The sequence below is a fragment of the Faecalimicrobium dakarense genome (assembly GCF_000499525.1).
Classification (GTDB): Bacteria; Bacillota; Clostridia; order Peptostreptococcales; family Peptostreptococcaceae; genus Faecalimicrobium; species Faecalimicrobium dakarense.
On the sequence record NZ_HG529391.1, the window covers coordinates 1 to 26,060 of the forward strand.

General features: G+C 27.5%; 28 protein-coding genes and 1 pseudogene. 25 read left to right on the forward strand and 4 right to left on the reverse strand.

What is annotated here, in order from left to right:
• From BN899_RS13715 to BN899_RS13725, 3 genes and pseudogenes are all read left to right on the forward strand, one after another.
• Nucleotides 1-383, forward strand: a pseudogene (locus tag BN899_RS13715) (FtsX-like permease family protein); the annotation flags it as partial.
• Nucleotides 384-599: 216 nt separating this feature from the next.
• On the forward strand, nucleotides 600-1,367 hold the full coding sequence (locus BN899_RS13720) for an ABC transporter ATP-binding protein (protein ID WP_042276470.1): 768 nt from the start codon (nucleotides 600-602) through the stop codon (nucleotides 1,365-1,367).
• The gene (locus BN899_RS13725) at nucleotides 1,357-3,348 is read left to right on the forward strand and encodes an ABC transporter permease (RefSeq protein ID WP_042276473.1); all 1,992 of its coding nucleotides are present in this window, start codon (nucleotides 1,357-1,359) and stop codon (nucleotides 3,346-3,348) included. The genes BN899_RS13720 and BN899_RS13725 overlap by 11 nt, the downstream gene beginning before the upstream one ends.
• Before the next feature lie 46 nt (nucleotides 3,349-3,394).
• Here the strand turns inward: BN899_RS13725 and BN899_RS13730 are convergent, their stop codons facing one another.
• A complete protein-coding gene (locus BN899_RS13730; protein WP_042276475.1) occupies nucleotides 3,395-4,018 on the reverse strand; it encodes a GNAT family N-acetyltransferase in 624 nt (207 codons plus the stop codon).
• Between the two features lie 119 nt (nucleotides 4,019-4,137).
• Complete coding sequence (locus tag BN899_RS13735; RefSeq protein ID WP_042276477.1) at nucleotides 4,138-5,091, reverse strand: ABC transporter substrate-binding protein; 954 nt, start codon at nucleotides 5,089-5,091, stop codon at nucleotides 4,138-4,140.
• 138 nt (nucleotides 5,092-5,229) lie between these two features.
• Between BN899_RS13735 and BN899_RS13740 the strand changes: the two genes are divergently transcribed.
• The 9 genes from BN899_RS13740 to BN899_RS13780 all read left to right on the forward strand — a co-directional run bounded on the left by BN899_RS13740 (nucleotide 5,230) and on the right by BN899_RS13780 (nucleotide 13,401).
• Nucleotides 5,230-6,234, forward strand: coding sequence for a FecCD family ABC transporter permease (locus tag BN899_RS13740; RefSeq protein WP_042276479.1), 1,005 nt, complete (start codon nucleotides 5,230-5,232; stop codon nucleotides 6,232-6,234).
• Nucleotides 6,234-7,259, forward strand: a complete 1,026-nt coding sequence (locus BN899_RS13745) for a FecCD family ABC transporter permease (RefSeq protein ID WP_042276481.1) — start codon at nucleotides 6,234-6,236, stop codon at nucleotides 7,257-7,259. The genes BN899_RS13740 and BN899_RS13745 overlap by 1 nt, the downstream gene beginning before the upstream one ends.
• A 2-nt stretch (nucleotides 7,260-7,261) precedes the next feature.
• Nucleotides 7,262-8,032: an ABC transporter ATP-binding protein gene (locus BN899_RS13750; RefSeq protein ID WP_042276484.1), complete on the forward strand. Its 771-nt coding sequence runs from the start codon at nucleotides 7,262-7,264 to the stop codon at nucleotides 8,030-8,032.
• A gap of 99 nt (nucleotides 8,033-8,131) precedes the next feature.
• On the forward strand, nucleotides 8,132-8,956 hold the full coding sequence (locus BN899_RS13755; protein ID WP_042276485.1) for a MerR family transcriptional regulator: 825 nt from the start codon (nucleotides 8,132-8,134) through the stop codon (nucleotides 8,954-8,956).
• A gap of 58 nt (nucleotides 8,957-9,014) precedes the next feature.
• Nucleotides 9,015-9,719 carry a B3/B4 domain-containing protein gene (locus BN899_RS13760; protein WP_042276487.1) on the forward strand — a complete coding sequence of 235 codons (705 nt, stop codon included), beginning with the start codon at nucleotides 9,015-9,017 and terminating at the stop codon, nucleotides 9,717-9,719.
• A gap of 279 nt (nucleotides 9,720-9,998) precedes the next feature.
• Complete coding sequence (locus tag BN899_RS13765) at nucleotides 9,999-11,033, forward strand: FAD:protein FMN transferase (RefSeq protein ID WP_242824193.1); 1,035 nt, start codon at nucleotides 9,999-10,001, stop codon at nucleotides 11,031-11,033.
• Between the two features lie 169 nt (nucleotides 11,034-11,202).
• The gene (locus BN899_RS13770) at nucleotides 11,203-11,799 is read left to right on the forward strand and encodes a hypothetical protein (protein WP_052356861.1); all 597 of its coding nucleotides are present in this window, start codon (nucleotides 11,203-11,205) and stop codon (nucleotides 11,797-11,799) included.
• Between the two features lie 191 nt (nucleotides 11,800-11,990).
• Nucleotides 11,991-12,704, forward strand: a complete 714-nt coding sequence (locus BN899_RS13775) for a DUF434 domain-containing protein (protein ID WP_042276489.1) — start codon at nucleotides 11,991-11,993, stop codon at nucleotides 12,702-12,704.
• A gap of 100 nt (nucleotides 12,705-12,804) precedes the next feature.
• Complete coding sequence (locus BN899_RS13780) at nucleotides 12,805-13,401, forward strand: FMN-dependent NADH-azoreductase (RefSeq protein ID WP_042276491.1); 597 nt, start codon at nucleotides 12,805-12,807, stop codon at nucleotides 13,399-13,401.
• A gap of 52 nt (nucleotides 13,402-13,453) precedes the next feature.
• On the opposite strand, the gene BN899_RS13785 is transcribed toward BN899_RS13780, so the two are convergent.
• Nucleotides 13,454-13,891, reverse strand: a complete 438-nt coding sequence (locus BN899_RS13785) for a hypothetical protein (RefSeq protein WP_042276493.1) — start codon at nucleotides 13,889-13,891, stop codon at nucleotides 13,454-13,456.
• Between the two features lie 289 nt (nucleotides 13,892-14,180).
• Here BN899_RS13785 and aspD point away from each other — a divergent pair, with 289 nt between their 5' ends.
• The 11 genes from aspD (at nucleotide 14,181) to BN899_RS13835 (ending at nucleotide 23,780) form a co-directional block, all read left to right on the forward strand.
• Complete coding sequence (aspD, locus tag BN899_RS13790; RefSeq protein WP_330362564.1) at nucleotides 14,181-15,494, forward strand: aspartate 4-decarboxylase; 1,314 nt, start codon at nucleotides 14,181-14,183, stop codon at nucleotides 15,492-15,494.
• An 11-nt stretch (nucleotides 15,495-15,505) separates the two neighbouring features.
• Nucleotides 15,506-15,808 (forward strand): hypothetical protein, encoded by a 303-nt coding sequence (locus tag BN899_RS20615; protein ID WP_330362565.1) that lies wholly within the window; start codon nucleotides 15,506-15,508, stop codon nucleotides 15,806-15,808.
• A gap of 186 nt (nucleotides 15,809-15,994) precedes the next feature.
• Nucleotides 15,995-16,264 (forward strand): hypothetical protein, encoded by a 270-nt coding sequence (locus tag BN899_RS13795; RefSeq protein WP_042276496.1) that lies wholly within the window; start codon nucleotides 15,995-15,997, stop codon nucleotides 16,262-16,264.
• Between the two features lie 426 nt (nucleotides 16,265-16,690).
• Nucleotides 16,691-17,533 (forward strand): BglG family transcription antiterminator LicT, encoded by an 843-nt coding sequence (licT, locus tag BN899_RS13800; protein ID WP_042276498.1) that lies wholly within the window; start codon nucleotides 16,691-16,693, stop codon nucleotides 17,531-17,533.
• 28 nt (nucleotides 17,534-17,561) lie between these two features.
• Nucleotides 17,562-18,059 carry a PTS sugar transporter subunit IIA gene (locus BN899_RS13805; RefSeq protein WP_042276501.1) on the forward strand — a complete coding sequence of 166 codons (498 nt, stop codon included), beginning with the start codon at nucleotides 17,562-17,564 and terminating at the stop codon, nucleotides 18,057-18,059.
• A 66-nt stretch (nucleotides 18,060-18,125) separates the two neighbouring features.
• On the forward strand, nucleotides 18,126-19,604 hold the full coding sequence (gene nagE / locus BN899_RS13810; protein WP_042276503.1) for an N-acetylglucosamine-specific PTS transporter subunit IIBC: 1,479 nt from the start codon (nucleotides 18,126-18,128) through the stop codon (nucleotides 19,602-19,604).
• A 207-nt stretch (nucleotides 19,605-19,811) separates the two neighbouring features.
• The gene (locus BN899_RS13815) at nucleotides 19,812-22,310 is read left to right on the forward strand and encodes a heavy metal translocating P-type ATPase (protein ID WP_042276505.1); all 2,499 of its coding nucleotides are present in this window, start codon (nucleotides 19,812-19,814) and stop codon (nucleotides 22,308-22,310) included.
• A 56-nt stretch (nucleotides 22,311-22,366) separates the two neighbouring features.
• On the forward strand, nucleotides 22,367-22,576 hold the full coding sequence (locus tag BN899_RS13820; protein WP_042276507.1) for a heavy-metal-associated domain-containing protein: 210 nt from the start codon (nucleotides 22,367-22,369) through the stop codon (nucleotides 22,574-22,576).
• Between the two features lie 29 nt (nucleotides 22,577-22,605).
• On the forward strand, nucleotides 22,606-22,905 hold the full coding sequence (locus tag BN899_RS13825) for a hypothetical protein (RefSeq protein ID WP_042276509.1): 300 nt from the start codon (nucleotides 22,606-22,608) through the stop codon (nucleotides 22,903-22,905).
• 108 nt (nucleotides 22,906-23,013) lie between these two features.
• Nucleotides 23,014-23,457, forward strand: a complete 444-nt coding sequence (locus BN899_RS13830; RefSeq protein ID WP_042276512.1) for a MarR family winged helix-turn-helix transcriptional regulator — start codon at nucleotides 23,014-23,016, stop codon at nucleotides 23,455-23,457.
• A 104-nt stretch (nucleotides 23,458-23,561) separates the two neighbouring features.
• A complete protein-coding gene (locus BN899_RS13835; RefSeq protein WP_042276514.1) occupies nucleotides 23,562-23,780 on the forward strand; it encodes a (2Fe-2S)-binding protein in 219 nt (72 codons plus the stop codon).
• A gap of 90 nt (nucleotides 23,781-23,870) precedes the next feature.
• Here BN899_RS13835 and BN899_RS13840 read toward each other — a convergent pair whose 3' ends face one another.
• On the reverse strand, nucleotides 23,871-25,001 hold the full coding sequence (locus BN899_RS13840) for a polysaccharide deacetylase family protein (RefSeq protein ID WP_042276517.1): 1,131 nt from the start codon (nucleotides 24,999-25,001) through the stop codon (nucleotides 23,871-23,873).
• Between the two features lie 298 nt (nucleotides 25,002-25,299).
• Here BN899_RS13840 and BN899_RS13845 point away from each other — a divergent pair, with 298 nt between their 5' ends.
• Nucleotides 25,300-25,812 (forward strand): sigma-70 family RNA polymerase sigma factor, encoded by a 513-nt coding sequence (locus BN899_RS13845; RefSeq protein WP_042276519.1) that lies wholly within the window; start codon nucleotides 25,300-25,302, stop codon nucleotides 25,810-25,812.
• Nucleotides 25,813-25,815: 3 nt separating this feature from the next.
• Nucleotides 25,816-26,060 (forward strand): hypothetical protein (locus BN899_RS13850; RefSeq protein ID WP_042276522.1); only part of this gene is annotated, 245 nt, incomplete at its 3' end.

A 26,060-nucleotide genomic window follows, 5' to 3' on the forward strand; every position in this document is an offset into this window, starting at 1 on the left:
TATTTCTTATGTTATTTACTTATATATCTATAATTTGTTTTGCAGCTGTGGCTATAATAGCTTACACTAGAGCTGTGACTATTGGCCTTGATAATAAACAATTATTTTCAGATATTAAAAAGCTTGGGGCAAGTAATAAATATATTGAAAATAATATAAAGAAACAGCTCGCTAAAGTATTTATATATCCTACAGTAATAGGAAGTACTTTTATATATATAATGTTCTTTACAATTTTCTATGGAAATAGTAGTGGAAGTATATCATCAGGGGAGATGCTAGGGCTTATAGTTGGGTTATTAATTATTTTAGCAACAATCTTATTTATGTTCATAACTTATAAGTTTTTACTTTCAAAAGTTAAACGCATAGCCGATATTTAAAATTTAACCATTTATATTACCTCAGACTGAAGTCTGAGGTTTTTTATAATTTCAGCCACTAAATTTGAGAGAATGTGTTGGTGATATAATTGAAATTAATTTTTCTTTCAATAATGAAAGGTTAATGAAAACTAAATCAATATGAGTAAATCATAAATTAGGTTAAAATAATTTTATAAAATGAAAAAGATAATATATAACTAGGAGGGAATATAGATGAAAGAAATCTTAAAAGTTAATGATATTGAAAAATATTATGGAAATAAAGGAAATGTAACAAAAGCTATAGATAGAATAAATTTCAAAATAAATGAGGGTGAATTTGTAGGTATAATGGGACCTAGTGGAAGTGGAAAAACAACCTTATTAAATTGTATATCTACAATTGATACTATTACATCTGGTGAATTAATAATAAACAATACTGATATAACAAAATTAAAGTCAAAAGAAATAGAGAAATTTAGAAGAGATGAATTAGGATTTATATTTCAAGATTTTAATTTATTAGATACACTTACAGCATACGAAAATATAGCACTAGCCCTTACTATACAAAAAAGAAAGCCTAATGAAATAAAAAAGTTAATAGAAGAAATAGCTAAGAAGCTAGAAATAACAGAAGTATTAAATAAATTCCCATATCAAATGTCAGGAGGTCAAAAGCAAAGAGTAGCCTGTGCTAGGGCTATCATAACTAATCCGTCTATGATACTAGCAGATGAACCAACAGGAGCATTAGATTCAAAATCAGCAAGGTTGTTACTTGATGCTCTTGAAAAATTAAACAGTGAGATGAGAGCAACTATACTTATGGTAACCCATGATGCTTTTACAGCAAGTTATGCTCATAGAATACTGTTTATAAAAGATGGAAAAATCTTTACAGAAATACAAAGAGGAGATGGGTCAAGAAAAGACTTCTTCAATAAAATTATAGATGTAGTAACTTTACTTGGAGGTGATTCTAATAATGTTCTTTAATTTATCAATAAGAAATGTAAAAAGAAGCTTTCGGGATTATGCTATATACTTTTTAACATTAACATTTTCAGTGGCAATATTTTATACATTTAATTCTATAGAATCTCAGAAGGTAATGGTTGGTATTAATTCATCGCAGCAAGAAATATTTAGGATGATATCAGAAGTTATGGAGATATTCTCTAGATTTATAGCAGTTATACTAGGATTTTTAGTTATTTATGCTAATAATTTTTTAATAAAGAGAAGAAAAAAAGAACTTGGAATTTATAGTACTCTAGGTATGGGGAAACATAAAATATCTCAAATATTAGTACTTGAAACTATGATAATAGGAATAGTTGCACTCGTAGTAGGCGTAGGGATAGGTATATTTGCTTCTCAAGGATTATCATTATTAACAGCTAAACTATTTAAAGCTGACTTAGCAAGTTTTACATTTATATTTTCAAGTGATTCATTGGTAAAGACTATAGTTTGTTTTGGAATAATATTTATATGCGTAATATTATTTAACTCGTATTCTATATCTAAGTATAAGTTAATTGATTTAATATATGGGTCTAAAAAAAATGAAGAACTTAAATTACAAAATAAAAAAACATCATTAGTTATATTTTTAGTATCTATAATTATTTTAGGTAGCGCATACACAATGATAACTATAAATGGAATATTAAGTATAAATATATTTTTCTATGGCTCTATTGTACTAGGAGTTATAGGGACTTTATTATTGTTTATGTCTTTATCAGGATTTATATTAACAATAATTAAATCTAAGGACAATTTTTATTTAAAGAATTTAAATCTATTTGTAGTAAGACAAATTAGTAGTAAGGTTAACACAAACTTCATTTCTATGACAATTATATCTTTAATGCTATTTGTAACAATATGCGTGCTATCTTCAGGTTTAGGAATAAATATGGCATTAACTAAAGATTTAAGTTATAAATACCCATATGATGCTACAATTTACGGAAGAGGATATGAAGATAGCGTTAAAATATTAGAAGAAAATGGTATAAATATAGGTAAGTATTCAAATTCATATTTAGATTATAAAATTTATGAAAGTAAAATATCTATAGATAGTATAATAAAAAATACAAAAGGCTTATCAAAGCAAGATACTTTATACATGAGAGCTATGGATAATATAGGTATAATAAAATTATCAGATTACAATAATTTATTGAAATTTCAAGGTAAAGAAAAAGTATCTTTAAAAGATAATGAATACTTAATTTTCGCAAGAGAAGAAAGCATGGTAAATGCTTATAAACAATTTTTAGAAAATAAAAATACAATAAAAATTGATGATAAAGAATATAATTCAAAATATAAATATGCAATAAAGCTAAATATAAACAATATGGAAAGCACTTCAGATATTGGTCAGATAGTAGTTCCAGATAATGCAGTCAAAAATTTAAAAATTACAGATTCTAATATTGTTATGAAGCTAAATAATGAGAGTCAAAATGAACTAAAAATAGTTGATAAAAAACTTCAAAAATTAGATAAAGAAACTAGAGGAGAAGTATATTTTTTACTATTAACAAAAGAAGAACGTGTAACATCAGACTTAGGAACATCGACTGTGATGGCTTATCTAGGGATATACCTAGGAATAGTATTTTTAATAACAAGTGGAGCAATCCTGGCGTTGCAACAGTTATCAGAAGCTACTGATAATATTGAAAGATACGGATTACTTAGAAAAATAGGTGTTGATAAATCCATGATTAACAAAGCACTATTTTCTCAGATAGGAATATATTTCTTATTACCTCTAGGACTAGCAATAGTTCACTCTATTGTTGGACTTAATGTATCAAATGAGGTTGTAAGTGAATTTGGAACAGCTAATATGGTTTCTAATATAATATTGGCATCGGTATTTATATGTGTTGTCTATGGAGCTTACTTCTTAGCTACATTTATAAGTGCTAAAAATATAATAAAAAGTAAGTAGAATTAGATAAAGCTAAAATGACACCTATAAGTTATAGGTGTCATTTTTAATTGTCATTGTTATATTCATCGTGTGTAAAATTATAGATCATGCCATAATTCATAATATAAGCTTCAGGAACATTTGTAGCGCTAACGCATTCAAACTTAAATTTTTCATAAATTGATTTATTTTTATCAGATTGTGTCTCTAAAAAGCATGGAGCTTCACTTAGATTAATATCTTTAAGTCCATCTAAAATCAAACTTTTACCATATCCTTTACCTTGAAATTCTTCTGAAACACAAATTGGTGATAAATACCAATAAGGTTGTTGTACACAAGTTTCTACAATCTGTTCAGAGTAGTTATTAAAACTTAGTATTCGTTTTCTTTCATTACTATTACATGTTAATAGAGCAGTTATACCTCCAAGAAAAATTAAATCAGTTGGTTTCATTTTTGCATTTGGAGAAATCCAAATAGCGACACCATTACAATCATCTGTAACTTTAACAATTCCATTTTTTATACCAAACTTTAGCCTAAATTTCATGAACAATCTTAAAACTTTTTCTCGTTTGTCATTTTCGGCGATAAAATAAGAATATAATTCATCTTTCATAAAACTACTAACCATAGTCTCTACAACCTTTGGAATATCGTCTTGAGAAATAGGTCTGATTCTCATAATATATCCTCCCAATAATATGTAAATAATGTCTACTATTAACCTAAAATAAATGTAGATATTATTTCAATTTCTATTCTATCATATAATGAGAAAAACCACCCTAGGGTGGTTTTTATTTAGAATTTACCTTCTTTTAATATATTAGTTAAATCATCAAGCATTAAGTTAGCAGCTTTTATACCACCTGCTGTATTCCATGTAGTATCATTTACTTTGATTGCTTTATTGTTTTTAACTACATCTAAAGATTTAAATAATGGATCATTTATCCATTCTGTTTCTCTAGCAAGTCCTTTACCATCACCTAATTCATAAGTGAAGTAGAACATTACATCTCCCTCAGCTTCTTTTAATCTTTCTTTACCAATTTCGTTAACAAACTCTGTTCCTTGTTGAGCTTTTGGTCTCTTAAATCCTATTTCTTTAAGTATAGTTCCTGCGAAAGTATCTCCAAGATATATTCTAGTTTTTCCATCCATAAATCTAACCAGTGATACTTCACTATCTAATTTGTCTTTATAATTATCTTGTATGTAAGCTACTTTATCTTCATATTCTTTTATAGCTTTTTCACCTTCAGCTTCTTTATTTAAAACTTTAGCATAGAAATTGAAATTATCTTTCCATGCACCTCTTATAGTATCTGAGTAAACAGTTGGAGCTATTGATTTTAATTGATCATATATTTTTTCATGTCTCATTTTATTACCGATTATTAAATCTGGCTTTAAAGCAGCAATAGCTTCTATATTTACAGATTTTTCTTTTCCAAGAGGTTTAACACCTTCTAATTCTTTTTTAGTATGGTCATACCATTCACCAGTAACACCAGTTACAGCTCCTACAGGTTTAACTCCAAGAGAAAGCAGAGCTTCAGTACCTTCGTTAGTTAATACAACGACCCTCTTAGGATCTGTAGGAACTTCTGCTGTTCCCATAGCATCTTGTATAGATACAGTCTTTCCTTTTGATGTATCTTCAGCTTTATCTGAAGATGGGCTTGAGCATCCAGCAAGTAAGCCCATAGTTATTACGCTTAATGAAATTATAGATAGCAATTTTTTTTGCATATGTAGTAATCCTCCTATTACTTTATAATTTTTGTCGAATAATGTAGATATATCGATGCGATTATGATATCATAATTGAAAAAGAATATCAATAAGAATTGATAATTTTTATCAATAAAACAAAATGGAGGAAAATGTATGAAAAATTTTTCAAAAAGTAATAAAGGTAAAGCCGTATTACTTTTAATGTTAACAGCACTAATTTTTATATTATGTTATTTAAGCATTACTAAAGGTTTTATACATACATCTTACGATATGGTTATAGATGCATATAAAAACTTCAATAATTCTCAAGAACATATAATAATAAAAACATCTAGAGTTCCAAGGACTTTAAATGCTCTTTTAGTTGGAGGTGCCCTTGGGGTAGCAGGGCTTTTAACTCAAGGACTAACAAGAAATAAATTAGCTTCCCCAAGTATACTGGGTATAAACTCTGGAGCTGTATTTGCTTTAGTTATAGCCATGACTTATATACCACAAATATCTACACTAGGTCTTGCATGGGTAGCTTTCTTTGGAGCTTTATTTGCTTCAGCATTAGTCTTTATATTATCAGGAGGTCTTTTTAAGGATGTAAGGCCGATGGATTTAACACTAGGTGGAACTGCTTTAGCCGCATTATTATTTTCTTTGACACAAGGTATTTTATATAAAAATGATGTTGCCCTAGAACAAGTTGTATATTGGATGACAGGTTCTGTTGAAGGGAAAAAAATAGAGCTTATTCTCCAATTTGCCCCAATAATACTAATAGCAATAGCATCAACATTACTTATTGGAAAAAAACTTAATGTATTTTCATTAGGAGAAGAGATGGCAAGGTCTTTAGGAATGAAAACACTACATTTAAAAATAGTTATAATAGCCATGGTTGCAGTTTTATCAGGTGTGTCAGTAGCACTTGCAGGACCTGTAGCTTTTATTGGACTTGTAACTCCGCATATAGTACACAAATTTATTGGTACAGATTATAGATGGCTTATACCTTTTTCTGTATTAACGGGCTCGGCCATATTATTACTTGCAGATATAATGTCAAGATTTATAATTTATCCAAAAGAAGTTCCAGTTGGAGCATTAACTGCACTTATAGGTGGTCCATTCTTTATATATATTGCAAAAAGGAGGAATAATTAATGATTAATGTTAGCAAAAAAACTATTAAGCTAAGTTGTATTTTACTATTTATTACAGTCTTACTTATTACATTCTCTTTAGGATTTGGAGAAGTAATAGTAAATCCATTAGATGTATTAAAGAGTATAGTAGGAATAGATACAGGGTTTTCCTCTATTTTAGTAATGAATATAAGATTACCAAGAGTTCTTGTAGCATTTTTTGTTGGAGCGTCTTTAGCATTAGCTGGAGCTATACTTCAAGGAGTAGTTAAAAATCCTTTAGCATCACCTGATATATTAGGAATAGTAAATGGTGGGTCTGTTGGAGCATTAGTATTTTTAACTATTTTTACAGATCCTAAAAATAACTCATTAACAACATCAATACTGTATATGCCTATATTTACTTTTGCATTTTCATTTTTAGCATTACTAGTAATTTTCTTTATTTATGGAAAATCTACTTCGACAAGTAAATTAATTATAATAGGAATTGGAGTTTCAGCTATTTGTAAAGCATTAACTAATATTCTTATTATAAATGGTCCAGTAATATTTATAAAAGAAGCGACAACTTGGATAACAGGTACTATATATGGTTCAAATTGGAATCATGTAATAATGATAACAGCGACATTCTTTGTTTTTGCCATAATGGCAGTAATATTTATAAAGGATTTAAATCTACATCAATTAGATGATGATGTGGTAACAGTTCTTGGAAACAACTTACGTAAGAGTAGATTAATACTTTTATGTATTTCGGCAGGATTAACAGCAGGGGCTGTGACTATTGGAGGAGGTATAGGATTTGTAGGTTTAATAGCTCCTCATATTGCTAGAAAACTTGTAGACTCAAAATTTGAGAATTTAATTCCCCTTTCAATACTTATAGGTGGAATTATAACTTTAGTAGCTGATTTTGCTTCTAAATGGTTATTCTATCCACAAGATTTACCTATAGGTATTTTTACAGCTTCAATAGGAGCACCTTACTTTATATATCTTTTAATAAAAAATAGAAAATATTCGAAGGGGAGATAAAAATGATAAAAGCAAAAGACTTAAAATTATGTTACGATGAAAAAATTATATTAGATAATATAAATTTAGATATAGAAAAAGGAAAAATTACAGCATTAATTGGTTCTAATGGATGTGGAAAATCTACATTAATAAAAGCCATAGCAAGAATACTTATGCCTAAAAATGGGTCTATAGAAATGGAAAACAAAGATATTCTTAAGATGCCTTCGAAGGAAGTATCTAAGTTATTAGCAATGCTTCCTCAAAGCAGTAATGCTCCAGAAGATTTAACTATTTATGATTTAGTAAAACAAGGGAGATACCCTTACCATAATTTACTATCGTTTTGGAGTAAAAAAGATGAAGAAATAGTCTTAGATTCTATAAAAAAAGTTGGCCTTATAGATGATAAAGATAGAACTTTAGATAGTTTATCTGGTGGACAAAGACAAAGGGCTTGGATTGCATTAGCATTAGCACAAAATACAGATATAATACTTCTAGATGAACCTACAAACCATTTAGATATAAAGTATCAATTAGAAATTCTAAATATTTTAAAAGATTTAAATGAAAAAGAAAATAGGACAATAGTAATGGTTATTCACGATATAAATCATGCTTTAAAGTATGCTGATAACATAGTTGCAATAAAAAACGGCAATATACTTGCTAAAGGTCATAAAGATAGTATTATAAATGAAAGCCTTATAAAAGATGTATTTGGAGTCGACTGTAAACTTATAGATTCACCTATAGATAATTGTAAATTATGTGTACCATTTATATAAAATTATTTTTATAAGTATTTTAAGATAAAATATCTGATATACTTTTTTATAAAGTTAAAAGAAACTTTATAAAAAGGAGATAGATTACGGTATAAGAATATGAAAGACATATTTACTATTGGAGAAATATCAAAATTATTTGATATTAATAAAAAAACATTAAGATACTATGATGAAATAAATTTATTTAAACCAAATTTTATAGATGAAAAAAATAATTATAGATATTATACAACTGATCAATTTGAACAGTTAAATACTATAAAATATTTAAGAGACCTTGATATGCCTTTAAGTAATATAAATCTTCATTTAGAAAATAGAAGTACTAATAATATACTTGAACTTTTTGAGGCTCAAAAGAAGATAACGGAAGATAAAATAAGAGAGTTAGAATTTATAAATAAAAAAATTCAAAATAGAATTAATCAAATAAATGATTCAATAAACTACGAAAAATTAAATAAGATTGTTGAATTAGACTTTGAAGATAGATTAGTACTTATTTTAAAAGAAAAAGTAAAAACTTTTGGGGATTTAGAGTTATCAATTAGAAAACTAGAAAATACATCAAAACAAAAAAAGTCTTCTATATTTTTAGGCAAAGTTGGAGTATCAATATCAAAGGAAAAGCTAAAAGCTAAGTTATTTGATGAATACAACTCAGCATTTATTATGTTAGAAGGAGATAATTATAATAAAGAAATGTTGAAAGTATTGCCTAAAGGTACTTATGTATCGATTAGATTTAATGGGACACATGATGATTCTAGTATTTACTATGAAAAAATTTTAGATTATATAGATAAAAAATCATATAAAATTATAGAAGATTCAATAGAAATAACACTAATTGATTCGGGGCTAACAACTAAACAATCAGAATTTGTAACTGAAATTCAAATACCTGTAAAAAAATATTGACGTTCCAGTTACTGGAACGTTTATTATTATAGAAATAATAAAGTTTAGGAGGACAGTTATGAAATTTGTTGTATCAAAAGATGTTTTTGAAAAACTAGATAACCCATGTTTTGGAATTGTAGTAGCTAAAGGAATTGATAATACAAAAAATTATGATGAGATTAACAATATGCTAAAAGCTATTATAGAAGAAGATGAAATAAAGTTTAAAGATAAAAAAGTTAAAGAGCTAGAGGAAGTATTATGCTATAGAGACGCATTTAAAAGTTTGGGAATAAATCCTAATAAATTTATGAGTTCTATAGAAGCAATGCTTACAAGAGTTGCAAAGGGTAAAGGGCTACCGAGTATAAATCCTATTGTAGATATAGGAAATATAATTTCATTAAAATATATATTGCCATTAGGTGCACATGATATTGATACTTTAGATGGAGATATTAATGTTAGATTTTCAAAGCAGGGAGATGTTTTTATTCCTTTAGGGTGTGAAGAGATAGAGAAATTAGACGATGGTGAACTTATTTATTCTGCGGGGGATAAAGTTAGAACGAGAAGATGGATATGGAGACAAAGCGAACAAGGAAAAATAACTGAAGAAAGTAAGAATATATTTTTCCCGATAGATGGATTTAATAATGTAAATAATTCAAATGTAATAAAGGCTAGAGATGAATTAGCAAGTTTATTAGAAAAAATACTTGGTTGCGAAATAAAAGTAGGATTTATAGATAAGAATAATACTGAATTTGAAATAAATTAAAAAATGAAAAAAGTAAATATTTAAAATAAAAGCTATTAATTATTTAATTAATAGCTTTTTACTTTTACTAGAACATAACATAAAATATACAGCTTAGAGTATAAGACTATTAAAGAAAATGTATTAACTTATGAAGAAAAAAGCCCATTCTAAAAGTAAAGCTAGATACGTGTGAACAAATTATTGCTAATTTTGTGAAGAATATATAAAATAAAAAAATAGAATACAAAGTTTTATAAATTAGCATATAGCTATCATAAAAAAGGTGGGAATGATTAAGTGAGAAAAAAAGTGGTTTATATATTTATGTTAACTGTGTTGGTTGTTGGATTAATTGGTTGTGCAAAAGAGACTAAGCAATCTCAACCATTAAGTAGAACTGAAATTTTTATGGGAACAGCTGTAACTATAAAAATTTATGACAATCAAGATGAAAAGATAATGGATAAAGTTTTTAAACGTGTAAAGGAAATGGAAGACTTAGTTAGTATAAACAAAGATGGAACTGAACTAGATAGACTAAATGAAAATGCAGGTATAAAGCCTATTAATGTTAGTGATTTCACACTTGAAATAATAGAAAAAGGGTTAGAATATTCAAGGTTATCAAATGGTGGATATGATATTACCATAGGTCCCTTAGTTAAGCTTTGGAGCATAGGACTTCCTGAGGCAAAAGTGCCTACAGAGCAAGAAATAAAAGAAACTATAAAGTATGTAGATTATTCCAAGGTTAAAATTAATAAGTCAAAAAATGAAATATTTTTAGCTGAAAAAGGTATGATTATAGACCTTGGTAGTATAGCTAAAGGATATGCAGCTGATGAAATTGCGAAACTTCTTAAAGATGAAGGAGTAAAAAAGGCAATTATAGACTTTGGTGGTAATATATATGCATTAGGTTCAAAGGAAAAGGATAAGAAGTGGAAGGTAGGTATTCAAAATCCATTTGATGAAAGAGGGAATATTGTCGGAAGCATTAAAATTGAAGATAAATCTTTGGTTACAACGGGAGTATATGAAAGATTTATAAAAGAAGATGAGACTACATATCACCACATTTTAAATCCTAAAACAGGGTATCCTTTTGAAACAAATATTCAAGGTGTGTCTATAATAGCAGATAAATCAATAGATGCAGATGCCCTTTCAACACTAATATTTACAGAAGGTTTAGAGAATGGATTAAAACTTATAGAATCATTAGATGGTATAGATGCAATATTTATAACAGATAAAAAAGAAGTGTTTATAACAGATGGAATAAAAAATAATTTCGAATTAACAAATTCAGACTTTAAACTTGCTAATTAAAAAATTAGAAATATCTATATATCAAATTAACAGATATAAATATTTTTTATCTAACAACAAAACTTTAAATACCTAAAATAGGAAAAATTAATAGAAATTTCTTAATATTATATATAATTGTGATATAATTAACTAGACTAAAAGATACTTAAGGGGGAGGGTTTAACTTATGAAAATTAAACCGGTATTATTAGGATTATTATTAGTAACATCTTTATCAGTAGGGTGTAGTTCTGCTCCAGCGGAAGAACCAAAGGAAGAAACTAAAGCAGAAGAAACTGTAGATGCTGTAGGTACTGCATCTTTACCAGCATCTTTAGATGAGTTTACAAAAGGAATAGCTACAGATGGAAAATGGATAGTAACACCAGTTGCAAATTTAACAAGTGATAAAGATTTAACTGTTGACGGAGTTTTCTACAATAAGGATGATAAATCAAAAGGGGAATATAGAAAGTTAGGATTCTATGCTCAAGATGAAAATAAAAAAGTCACAGAAGAATATACTTTAACAGTTCCAGTATTAAACGTTAAGAGTCCACAAACTACTTTAGTTAATGGAACTATAAAAGGTGATGTATTTGTAGATGCATTAGGATTCAACTTAAATAACTGTAAAATAGATGGGAACTTATTATTTGCTAGTGAAGATATAAAAGCTGATTTTGAAAAAGTTATGGCAGAAAAGATGGAAAAAGCTAAAGCTGATGGAAAAGAAATGAAAGAAGCTACTGAACTAGTTACAGGAGAAATAAAAGTTAAGTAATTATATATAAATAAAAAGCTATGATTAACATTGGTTATTCATAGCTTTTTTATTTATTGTTAAAAAGCTCTTATTAATAGAAAAATTGTATCGGATATGATTTAAAAACTTGTTTACAACAAAGCATATAGACTAATAATATAAAAGAGAACAATATTATATACATCAACAATAAGGATGTGAATTATGTTATGACTAAAGTATCAAAAAGAGGATTTGATGAAAATGATAAAAGATGGTTTTCTAACAAAGAATTAATAAGGTTAAGAAAAGCCAAAGAAGAAATTGAGTGGTTAATAAATAGAGATTATAAAATAGATTCAGTAGTAAATTTTGTAGGAGATAGATATCAATTTTCATTAAGACAAAGAGATGCATTAAAAAGGTCTTTATGCTGTAATGAAAATAAAAAAATAAGAAAATCAAAACAGCTTTCTATAGATAAAATAAGTGAGGGCCCTATATGTATAGATGGATTTAATTTGATAATAACACTTGAGGTTGCATTATCTGGAGGAACTTTAATTTTAGGTAGTGATAATAGTATTAGAGATTTAGCAGGTCTAAGGGGAACTTATAAAATTATTGATAAAACAGATGAAGCCTTAAATTTGATAGGAATATTTTTAAAAAAATATAACTGCAAAGGAGTTAAATTTTATTTAGATTCACCAGTTTCTAATTCTGGTAATCTGAAATATAAAATACTAGATTATGCTAATGATTGGAAAATTAAGACTGAAGTTGAATTGGTAAATAATGCAGATGTTATTTTAGATAAACTAGATAGAGTAGTCAGTAGCGATGCAGCCATAATTGATAAATGTATAAGCTACTTTAATGTAGGAAAGAGTATAATCGAAGAATATATAAAAGAAGCAAATATTATAAATTTAGGTGAATAGGCTAAATAATTGGGTATATATTTATCATACAAGTAAATTTAAAGTAGATTAAGAAAGTTAAAATAAATGTATAAAATTTAAACTAAAAAGGAGAAATAAAATGAGTAAAGTATTATATATAAAAGCAAATATTAAACCAGAAGGTCAATCAAGAACATTTAAAGTTTCAGATGAATTTGTAGAAGAATACAAAAAGAACAACCCTAATGATGAAGTTATAACATTAGATTTATACAAAGAAAACATAGATTTCTTAAGACCAGAAGATTTAGAAAAATTATTTAGTCCTAAAGACGAAGAAAGTAAAAATCATCCCAAATTAAAATATGCTTACCAATTTGCACAAGCTGATAAATACATAATTGCAGCTCCAATGTGGAATTTAAGTATTCCAGCAATATTAAAAGCATATATAGATTATGTAAGTGTATCAGGTATAACATTTAAATATACAGCACAAGGACCAGTAGGACTTTTAAATAATAAAAAAGCAGTTCATATAGTATCTAGAGGTGGAGACTATAATAATTCACCATATGAAATGGGAGATAAATATCTAAAAACTATACTAGGATTTTTCGGAATTACAAATATGAAAACAATAGCATTAGACAATACAGATACTGGTGTTGTAGATATAAATGAAATAATAGAAAATGGTAAAAAACAAGCTAAAGAAATAGCAAGTAAATTTTAATTAACTTTATATAATAAAGCAAAGCTCTAGAAATATCTCTAGAGCTTTTTATTTATTTTTTGCTATCAGCTTTTAATTGTAATAACAGGGTATTTGCAGTAACAGAACTTGCACTGGCATCAAGGAAATAATCTAGTTGATTTGTATCATTTAAATAAACTAATAAACTAGATAAGCTTAATTGATATAATGAATTAACATATATGATTGAAGAGTATGTTCTTTTCAACGCTAAGTTATTTTCTTTAGAATATGCTGTAATTACTTTATCAGAGTTTTCAGCTAGTATAGAATCATTAAATGCTACTTGCTTAAAAATATCATCTTTATTAAGATTTTCTTTAGATAAAATACTTTTAAAGAGAATATTTATATTATTATTAACCATGTCTAAATCCTTAATAGATTTTTCTACTAAATTTGAATTAGCAAATGAAATATTTGTAAAAAGTAATAAAAGACAAAGTGTCGAGACTAGTATTTTTTTCATATATACCTCCGTATAAAACAATATTATGTAATTATAAATAGTATATGTTATTAATATTTAACTATACGAATATGAGCTTACCAATATTTTGGAGACATAATAAGAGGGATTTGAATATAGAAGCTAAATATAACATATAATGCAATTTGGATAATGCATCGATAGTTGGTAAAAATAATTTTGATAACGAAAAGAATAGAAGCTTAATAGCTTGAAGTTCATTAATTATATGATTTTTCGCATAAGATCTTGTTTTATAATTATTTAAAAGAAAGAGTGTGTAAAATTTATGAATGATAGAAAAATTAAGAGAGAGCAACTAATCGAAAAGGTTAAGGCACTGAGTCCTTTTGAATTAAAAGATGAATTAATAAATTTAGCTAAAAAATCAGAACAAAAAGGTGTAAGAGTTTTACTTAATGCAGGGAGAGGAAATCCAAACTGGACAGCAGCAACTCCAAGGCAAGCATTTTTTACATTAGGACAATTTTCAGTACATGAAAGTCAAAGAATATGGTGTGATGGTGACTTAGCGGGTATGCCAGAAAAAGCAGGCATATATAATAGATTTAAGACTTATTATAGTAACCACAAAACTGCAGAAGGAATTGAGCTATTAGATAAAATTGTAGATTATGGTATAGAGAAACATGATTTTGAACCCGATTCATGGGTTTTTGAATTAGTTGATGGTATTATTGGTGATAATTATCCAGTGCCAGACCGTATGCTAATTAGAATTGAAAAAGTAGTAAGAGAATACTTAATTAAAGAGATGGGTGGAAGTTTAAAAGATGCGACACAAGATCTTTTTGCAGTAGAAGGTGGTACTGCTGCAATGTGCTATATATTTGATTCACTAATAGCTAATTATTTAATGAATAAAGGTGATAAATTAGCATTAATGGTTCCGATTTTTACACCATATATAGATATACCGGATTTGCCTAGATATCAATTTGATGTTGTAGAAGTTCGAGCATCGGCAATGAGTGAAGAGGGGCGACATACCTGGCAATATCCAAAAGAAGAGTTAGATAAGCTTGCCGACCCTAGTATAAAAGCCCTTTGTGTAGTTAATCCAAGTAACCCACCATCAGTTTCAATAGATGAAGAATCAATGGATTACATAAAGAAAATAGTTGAAGAGAAAAATCCAAACTTAATAATTATAACAGATGATGTATATGGAACCTTTGCAGATAACTTTAAATCTTTAATGGTTACAATGCCATATAATACTTTGGGAGTATATTCTTTCTCAAAATATTTTGGAGTAACAGGCTGGAGACTGGGTGTTATAGCACTTGCTAAAGAGAATATATTTAATAAATTAATATCAGAACTACCAAAGGATAAAAAAGATATAATTGCAGAAAGGTATTCATCTTTAACTACTGAGCCAGAGAAAATTAAATTTATAGATAGAATAGTAGCTGATAGTAGACAAGTGGCTTTAAATCATACAGCAGGTTTATCAACGCCTTTACAAGTACAAATGGCAATCTTTTCGATATTTGCATTGCTAGACAGTGATAACATTTATAAAGAAAAACAAAGTCTATTTGTAGAAAGCGCAAACATTTACTATATGACAACTTAATTGGATTACCAATGAGAGTAGATCCACATAGTACATCTTATTACAATCAATATGATTTATTAATTTGGGCTAAAATGAAATATGGAGAAGATTTTGCAAGATACTTAGAGGAAGAACGAGATGTTATAGAGTTCTTATTTGAATTGGCTGAAAGACACAGTATAGTATTATTAAATGGTGGTGGATTTGAAGGTCCAACTTGGTCGATTCGTGTTTCTCTTGCAAATTTAAAGGATGAGCAATATGTTGAAATAGGAAAAGCTATAAATGACTTATTTGATGAGTACACTAGTGATTGGAAAGCATCTAAATAGATTTAAATATTAAGTTATATAATAACTAAAAAAATACACTTTAGATTAAAAAAATTAATATATAAAAAAGTCACAAATCCTCTCTTAATATCGTTATATATAATAGTGATATTAAGAGAGGATTTTATATTTATCTTTTAAAATATATCACGCAAAATAAATTTAAATAGTTTGGGAGATATAAAATTGAATAATAAGATAATACATATAATAATAACAATACTGTCTGTAATGATAGTATGTATATCTGTAATTGATATAAATGAAAATAGAAATATTAAACTTGTGGGAGATAGTGAGAATTGGAATATAACTTTAACTATAGAAAATAAGCAATCTGACCTGAAAATAGACCCTAAAGGATCAATTTTAAATAGCGAGGAAGATACATACTATTCTTATAACTTATATAAAAATAGAGATATTATAGCAGCAGTAAGATACGATTTTTTTTAATTATAAAAATCCAGTTATAGAAAAAAAAGTAAGCTTTAGAGAAGTTTATAAAAATGAAGTATATGCAATTGAAATTGAGTGCAACGATGTTAAAGAAATTATTACTCTAAATAAAACAATATAATAAAATATAAAGTAGATATAAAAATATAGAGAAAAATAATTAAAAAACTAGATAATTTAGTATATTAACCTTATAAAATTATTAATTTTGCTGAAATTTATTAATAATATTAATTAAAAATATTGACAAATTTTTTTTGAAACGTTATATTTATATTAAATAATAACTGGATATAACGCATTTGGCGTGTTACTGATTATGCAGGCAAGACCAAATTTTATAAAACATTATATTTTTTATAATGTTTTATAAGGTTTGGTCATTTTTTGTTTAAATTTAAAAAGAGAGGCATGAAAATATTTATGAAGATTACAAAAGTGATTAACAATAATGTTGTTTGTGCTTACGATGCAAATAACAAAGAAGTTGTTGTTATGGGAAAGGGCATTGGTTTTAAAGCAATAGAAGGTGAACAAATTGATAAGCGCAAAGTAGACAAGATTTTTACAATGGACAGTCAATCTGCCATTGATAAATTTAAGCAACTTATTGAAAAATTACCTTTAGAACATTTTAAAGTATCACATGAGATTATTAGCTACACAAGGCGGACTTTAGGTAAAAGATTGAATCAAAATATATATATTACATTAACTGATCATATTAATTTTGCAGTACAGAGATTTGAAAATGGAATGCAGTTTTCAAATCCATTATTATGGGAAGTAAAACAATTTTATAAAAGTGAATTCTTAATAGGTGAATATGCTGTTAGATTAATTAAAAAAAGATTAGGAATAAGTATGACTGAAGATGAGGCAGCAAATATTGCACTTCATATTGTAAATGCGGAGTACAACACAGATATGAAAGATGCACTTAAAATCACTACATTAATAAGTGATACTTTAAAAATTGTTAAAGATTTTTATCAAATAGAACTAGATGAGGAAAGTCTACATTACTCAAGATTTATTACTCATTTAAAATTTCTATCTCAAAGGATATTTGCAGACGAATTATTAAAAGAAAATGATGATATATTTGCAGACATAATTATCAGTAGATACCCTAAAGAATATGAGTGCAGTCTGAAAATAAAAAACTATATAAAAGATAAATACAATAAAAATGTTTCTGGAGAAGAGTTAGCATATTTAACAGTACATATTAAAAGAGTATCTATGCTTACACATGAACTTTAGAAATATAATATCTATTTGGAGGAAGACAATGTTTAAAAAGTTAAAAGAAAAACTAGGAAAAAAAGAAAATAAAGGTATATTAATTGGATCACCAGTAGAAGGTGAATCAGTTTCTATAAAAGAAGTTAATGACCCTACTTTTTCAGAAGAAATACTAGGTAAAGGTATTGCAATAAAGCCAAGTAATGGTAGAGTTGTAGCTCCAGTAGATGGAGAAATTACTATTATGTTTAAAACAAAACATGCGGTATCTTTAGTAAGTGAAGATGGTGTAGAAATATTAATACATGTAGGACTTGAAACTGTTAATTTAAAAGGAGAACATTTTAAATCTTACGTGGATGTAGGGGACAAAGTAAAAGCAGGAGATTTATTAGTTGAGTTTGATTTAGAAAAAATTAAAGAAGCTGGGTATGACACGACTACTCCAATTGTAATTTGTAATACACCTGAATTTAGCAATATATTAGATATTAAAGTAGGACAAGTAAAAAAATTAGATAAAGTTATTGAAGCTATAAGATAAAGAAATATAACAATGGATTTAAGGATGGAATCCTTGAAATAAAAAATATAAGGGGGGATATTTCTTATGATGAAATATTTACAAAGACTAGGTAAGTCATTAATGCTTCCAGTTGCATGTTTACCAGTTGCAAGTATTTTTATGGGTATTGGTTACTGGATTGACCCAACAGGCATGGGAGCAAATAGTGTATTAGCAGCCTTTTTAATAAAAGCAGGTGGCGCATTAATTGATAACATGGCAATTTTATTTGCAATAGGTGTTGGAGTTGGAATGTCTGATGACAATGATGGAACAGCTGGTCTTGCAGGTCTTGTTTCATGGTTAATTATTACAACACTATTAGCACCAGAAGCAGTAGCATTCTTCAAAGGTGTAGATGTTTCTGAAGTAGCATTTGCATTTACTAAAATAAAAACTCAGTTTACAGGTATTATATCAGGTTTAATAGGAGCTAGTTGTTACAATAGATTTAAAAAGACTAAGTTACCAGATGCATTATCATTTTTTAGTGGAAAAAGATCGGTTGCAATAGTAACAGCAGCTACATCAGCTTTGGCTGCATTAGTATTATTCTTTGTATGGCCAGTAGTTTTTAATGCATTAGTATCATTTGGTGAATCAATAATTTCTACTGGAGCAGTAGGTTCTGGTATATATATGTTTTTAAATAGATTATTAATACCAACAGGCCTTCATCATGCACTTAACTCAGTATTCTGGTTTGATGTAGCTGGAATAAATGATATAGCTAACTTCTGGGGAACAGCAGGAGCAGTAGGAACTAAAGGTGTTACAGGAATGTATATGACAGGTTTCTTCCCAATAATGATGTTTGGTTTACCAGCAGGGGCACTTGCAATGTATCATACTGCAAAAGATAAGAAGAAAAAAGTTGTATATGGATTATTATTAGCAACTGCTATATCTTCATTCTTTACAGGTGTTACAGAACCATTAGAATTTGCATTTATGTTCTTAGCGCCAGGTTTATACTTTATACACGCTGTTTTAACAGGTATATCAGGAGTAGTATGTACATTATTACCAGTAAGATCAGGATTTAATTTCAGTGCAGGATTCGTAGATTGGTTCTTAAGCTTTAAAGCTCCAATGGCTGAAAATCCATGGATGATAATACCAATAGGCTTAGCATTTGCTTTAGTTTATTATGTAGTATTCCGTTTCGCCATAGTTAAATTTAATTTACATACACCAGGTAGAGAAGAAGATGAGGTAGAAATAGATAATACTTCAAAAGCTTTAGATAACTCTTCAAGATTTTCAAACAATAGTTTTGCTGAAAAAGCAGAAATCATATTAAGAGGACTTGGTGGAAAAGAAAATTTAGTGTCTATTGATAACTGTATAACTAGGCTTCGTTTAGAAATAAAAGATCAATCATTAGTAGATGAAAAAGTTATTAAATCATCAGGTATATCAGGTATAATTAGACCAGGTAAAAATAGTATACAAATTGTAGTAGGAACACAAGTACAGTTTGTAGCTGATGAGCTTGAAAAATTATATAACTCAAATAGATAATAAATTTTAGGCAAAGAAGATATTGTGGGATCACAATATCTTTTTTATTTTTTTATAAATATTGTTGACAAATAAAAAAATTGAGCTATACTATAGTTACAAGATACCCATAGGGGGTATTAGAAAATACAAATTAAGCGGCTGAAATATATAAATAAAATACGGTTTATAGATATATAGTCTATAAAATATGAAAGGAGATACAAAATGAGTAATACAGTAAAAAGAAGTTATAAAGTAACTGGTATGACATGCTCAGCTTGTGGTAAAGCTGCAGAAAGAGCTGTTAAAAAACTTGATGGAGTAGCTAATCAAAGTGTTAACATGGCTACAGAAAAAATTCTTATAGAATATGATGATAAAAAAGTTAGCTTTGAGGATTTAGAAAAGGCGGTAAAAAAAGCAGGATATAATCTATTAGAAGATGCTAGCTACAATAAAATAGATTTTAAAATAGGTGGTATGACTTGTGCATCTTGTGCAAAAGCAATAGAAAGGGCAGTTAATAAGCTAGATGGTATAGAAAATATTAATGTAAATGTAGCTACAGAAAAAGCTACTATAAACTATGATACATCTAAATTAAAATTAACTCAAATAAGAAATACTATTGAAAAAGCAGGATACAAAGTATTAGAAAAAAGCTCAAGTAAAGATTCAAATGTAGATGAAGATAAGCTAAGAAAAGAAAAGGAAATTAAAACACTATTTACAAAGTTTTTAGTAGCGGTAGGGTTTTCTATACCTCTATTTTATATAGCAATGGGACCTATGGTACCAAGTCCAATTGGGCCATGGCCAGTTCCGGATTTTATAAATCCAATGACAAACTCGTTAAATTACGCTTTAATCCAATTAGTATTAGTAATACCAGTAATGATAGCAGGAAATAAATTCTATACAAATGGATTTAAAGCACTTATAAATAAAAGTCCAAATATGGATTCGCTAGTAGCGATAGGAACATTAGCAGCATTTTTATATAGTGCATATACAACATTCCAAATGGCTACTACAAATATGGCAGCAAGTCATGAACATCACCAACTATATTATGAAAGTGCAGGTATAATAATAGCACTAATATTACTTGGTAAATATTTAGAATCAAGATCAAAAGGAAAAACAAGTGAAGCTATAAAGAAACTTATGGGACTTCAACCTAAAACAGCAATAGTTATAAAAGATGGAAAAGAAATAGAAACACCGATAGAAGAAGTAGAAGTTGGAGATGTAATAATAGTTAAACCAGGAAGTAAAATACCAGTAGATGGTATAGTAGTGGAAGGCCACACTTCTGTAGATGAGTCTATGCTTACAGGAGAAAGTATGCCTGTAGAAAAAAATGTAGGATCTAAAGTTACAGGAGCAAGTATAAATAAAAATGGTAGTATAAAGTTTAAAGCAGAAAAGGTAGGATCAGATACTGCTTTAGCTCAAATTATAAAGTTAGTTGAGGATGCTCAAGGTAAAAAAGCACCAATAGCAAAATTAGCAGATACTGTATCAGGTTATTTTGTACCAACAGTTATAACAATAGCCATAGTAACAGCATTACTTTGGTTTACAGTTGGAGGTAAAGGTGTAGAATTTGCACTTACAATATTTATATCAGTTCTTGTAATAGCCTGTCCATGTGCCTTAGGTCTTGCAACGCCTACAGCAATAATGGTAGGAACAGGTAAAGGTGCAGAAAATGGAATACTAATAAAAGGTGGAGAAGCATTAGAATTAGCTCATAAGATAGATACTATAATATTTGATAAAACAGGAACAATAACAGAAGGTAAACCTCAAGTTACAGATATAGTAGTAACTAACAATGTTGATAAAGATTATTTATTAAAAATAGCAGCAAGTGCTGAAAAAGGTTCAGAACATCCACTAGGAGAAGCTATAGTAAGATTTGGCGAAGAAAAAAATATTGAATTTATGAAAGTAGAAAAATTCAAAGCTATACCTGGTCATGGTATAGAGGTAACTATAGATAATAAAAATGTATTACTTGGAAACAAGAAGCTTATGGATGATAGAAAAATAAGCTTAGGAGACTTAAATAGTAAATCAGATGAATTAGCAATGCAAGGTAAAACACCTATGTATATAGCTTTAGAAAATGAATTAGGTGGAATAATAGCAGTAGCTGACGTAGTTAAAGAAAGTAGTAAAAGAGCAATAGAAAAACTTCATAGCATGGGAATAAAAGTAGCTATGGTAACAGGCGATAACAAGAAAACTGCTAATGCAATAGCAAAAGAAGTTGGAATAGATATAGTACTTGCAGAAGTTTTGCCACAAGATAAATCAAATGAAGTTAAAAAACTTCAAGAACAAGGTAAATTTGTTGCAATGGTTGGAGATGGAATAAATGATGCTCCAGCATTAGCACAAGCAGATATAGGTATAGCTATAGGAAGTGGAACAGATGTAGCTATGGAATCTGCTGACATAGTTTTAATGAGAAGTGACTTAATGGATGTTCCAACATCTATAAAATTAAGTAAAGAAACTATAAAAAATATCAAGCAAAACCTATTCTGGGCATTTGCATACAACACAGTAGGAATACCAGTAGCAGCAGGAGCGTTATATATGTTTGGAGGACCATTATTAAATCCAATGCTTGCAGCAGCAGCGATGAGTTTAAGTTCAGTATCTGTAATAAGTAATGCACTTAGACTAAAAGGATTTAAGGCTTATAAGTAAAATGATTACTTTAAAACAACAAACTTAATAAAGTGAATATAAGGAGATATTTAAATATGAAAAAGCAAATAATAGTAACTGGAATGAATTGTGGACATTGTGTAGCAAGAATAAGAGGTTTATTTGAAGAAAATAAAGAAGTTACCAATGTTGAAATTAACTTAGAAGATAAATCAATAGTACTTGAAAGTGTGTTAAGTGATGAGCAAATAGTATATATATTAGGAGAAAAATATACTGTAGTCAGCATACACAAAATTGACTAAAATACAGCTTTAATTTTGGAGATGATAATATGAAAAATAAATTAACCTATAAAATAGGAAACATTCTTATAGAAAATGGTTATAGAGAAATAATAGTTAAAGATAAAAGAAGTATTGAAGAATCTGAGATTCAATATGCTTGCATAAAATTTAAATATAAAGCTAAGAAAGATGAAGGATATTTAACTTTTGGTACTTCTAAACAAAATACATTATTTGAAATTGCTGAAGATACTATAGAAGAAGTGATTATAGATAATGATTCAATAACTATAGAAACAGAAGATAAGACTTATTATTGCTATCAAGAAATCCAAATTATCCCATAAAGTGTAATAATGAAAAAGACTGTAGATAATTTTATCTACAGTCTTTTTTTATTTTATTTAGAAATTTTTAACATTGACGGTAGCACTAATTAGTGATAAATTTCATATATGAATAATATAAAAACACTAATTAATGATAGCCAACTTAATTTATCTACATTGATAGCTTTTACTAGAGCAGAACATAAGATACATAATATAGAGTATAAAACTATTAAAGAAAGTGGGTTAACTATTTCACAGTTTGGGGTTCTTGAAGTTCTATACAATAAAGGTGATTTAAGAATAGGCGAGATAATGGAGAAAATATTAACTACATCTGGAAATATTACAGTTGTAATAAAAAATTTAGAAAAGGATGGTTTTATAAAGAAAATTCAAGACCCATCAGATAAAAGGTCTACAATAATATCTATAACGGATAAAGGAGTAAATATAATAGAAGAAATATTGCCTGAACATATTAAAAATATAAATAATATCTTTGATATATTAACTGATGAAGAAAAAATACTACTAAAAGATATATTAAAGAAGTTTAAGGAATTATAAATTTTTTTATATAAATATCACTAATTAGTAATAAAAGGTGAATACTATTCTATTAAAAATAAATTGTAATATACAAAATAAAAAATAAGAGAGAGGTATATAAAATGGCACAAGGAAAAATAGTATGTGGATGTTATAAAGTAACAGAGGAAGAAGTAGTAAAAGCAATAAAAAATGGAGCAGACACAGTAGAAAAAATAGGAAAAGTTACAAAAGCGGGAACGGGATGTGGAAACTGTAAGGGTGGATTACAGCAAATATTAGATAATAATAAGCCAAAAGATAAAAATTTTTTAGATAAAATAAAATCTTTATTTAAGTAATAAATTTTTAATATCAAGCAATCTAAATCATTCCATAAAATGTAATAAATAAAAAGACTGTAGATAAATTTATTTACAGTCTTTTTTATTTTATTTAGAAATCTTTCTTCCTTTATAATCTATAACTAAATTGGCATCATATAAATCTAAAAACTTATCCCTTTTGTTAAGTAATGTTCCACCATCTAAATTTCTTCTATCTGTCATTACTAAATTTTGATCTTTATATATTTTTTCATATGATATAGGACCTACACCTGCAAAGATTGAAAATCCCCTATCTTTTAAATATTTTAATCCTCCAGATTCTTTTGTCGGCCATGACCCATAAGGTGTTATATATATTTTAGTATCTCCAACGACAGATTCGACTTCATTATGCCATTTAGTTGTATCGTTAACTAAACGCTCTAAAGATATTTTTTCAAGATTAGGGTGACCATAGCTATGACTTGCAAATTCCCAACCATCATTTTTTAATTTTTCTACTATCTTTTTGCACTCTTTTAATTCAGACTCTCTATTAATAGAATTTTGTTGTATTCTATATCCTAATATACCTTCAAACCCTGTTATTGCTAAAGTCCCCTTTGCACCATTGTGAGAAAAATCAGGATGTTCTTTTATAAAAGTTTCAAGTACAGGCACTATTTCAGTATCTTTACTAACGATATATTTACCTTCAGGATTTTTAACATATCCTGCTATTTCACCATCTTTATCAAATACTAATTTTTCAGTTATTCCGTTTCCAAGCATATATTTATTAGCATTTAAGTCATCTACTGATATTATTATAGGTTTTTTACCTTCAGGTAACATTAAATCTTTTCTAACAGTTAGAGTTTTATCATCAATTGTTTTTTCTTCATAAATATCTTTGTATGCTACTAGTATATAGTTATTTCTATATAATTCGCCAAGGGCATTTTTAAACTCTTTAGTTGTGACAAACCACTTTGATAATGTATTGGATTCATAGTCTCCATCGTATGCTAATTCTGGATAAACTATAAGCGGATGAACGAAGAGATGCTCTATAACACCTTCGTATTTAACCATATTAACTTCTTTAATATTTTCTTTTATTTCAGCTACTTCTTCACTTTTTTCAATAGTAGGATCTTTAATACTTTTTGTGTCTTTAGTTGAGCTACATCCAACTGATAGACACATTATTATAAAGCATACAGATATAAATAATTTTTTCTTTAATTTCATATTCTTACTCCTCTTAATTATTAACAGCTTAAAATTTTATAAATGATTACAGTTATTTAAATTTGCTTTTTAATAATACAATATTTTTATTTTATTTTCGATTTCAATAATGTAATAAAAAAAAATGAAACTATTTAGTAGTTAAAATCATCAAGTATTATTAGATTTAGGCCGTAATTAAGAAGAGATATAAAACTTACGAATAGAAAAATATATGAGAATAAATCATATTCAAAAAAATGAAACTATTTATATCATAAATATATCTAACTGATGTAACCAATTGGGAGGGAAAAAATTGAATGATAATATATTAATTCAAAAAGCTAAAGAAGGATGTAATAATAGCTTTGATAAGCTTTTAAAAGCAAGAGGTGAAAAACTCTATAAAGTTGCATTTTGTTACGTAAAAAATGAGACATTAGCTTTAGATGTTGTATCGGAAGGAACATTTAAAGCTTACATAAATTTAAAAAAATTAAAAGATAATAAATATTTTGATACTTGGTTAATGAGGATTATTATAAATGAAGCACTAAGTATTCTTAAAAAACAGAAAAGAGTTATACATTTTGACGATTATAAAAAAGATATAAAAATCGATTCATATGAGAGGATAGAAGAAAAGATAGATTTATATAAAGCGCTAGATAAATTAAAAAAAGATGAGAAAGAAATATTAGTATTAAAATACTTTGCAGATTTGACATTTACAGATATTTCAAAGGCTATGAATAAGTCTGAAAATACTATAAAAACAAAGCACTATAGATCATTAGAGAAAATAAAAAGTATACTACATGGAGGTTAATGGATGAATTTAAATGATTATGATAATATAAAAGTTCCAAAAAACTTAAATGACCATATAGATAAAGGAATTCAAAAAGGAATTAGATATAAGAAAGAAAGTAAAAGTAGAAATTTAAAGAAAATAGCATCGATAGCAGTAATTAGTACAATGACTTTAGCAGCATGTAATATTTCCACATTTGCCAATGAATTAGTAAAAATACCTATTGTAGGAGAAATAGTAAGAGTTTTAGATTTTACAAATAG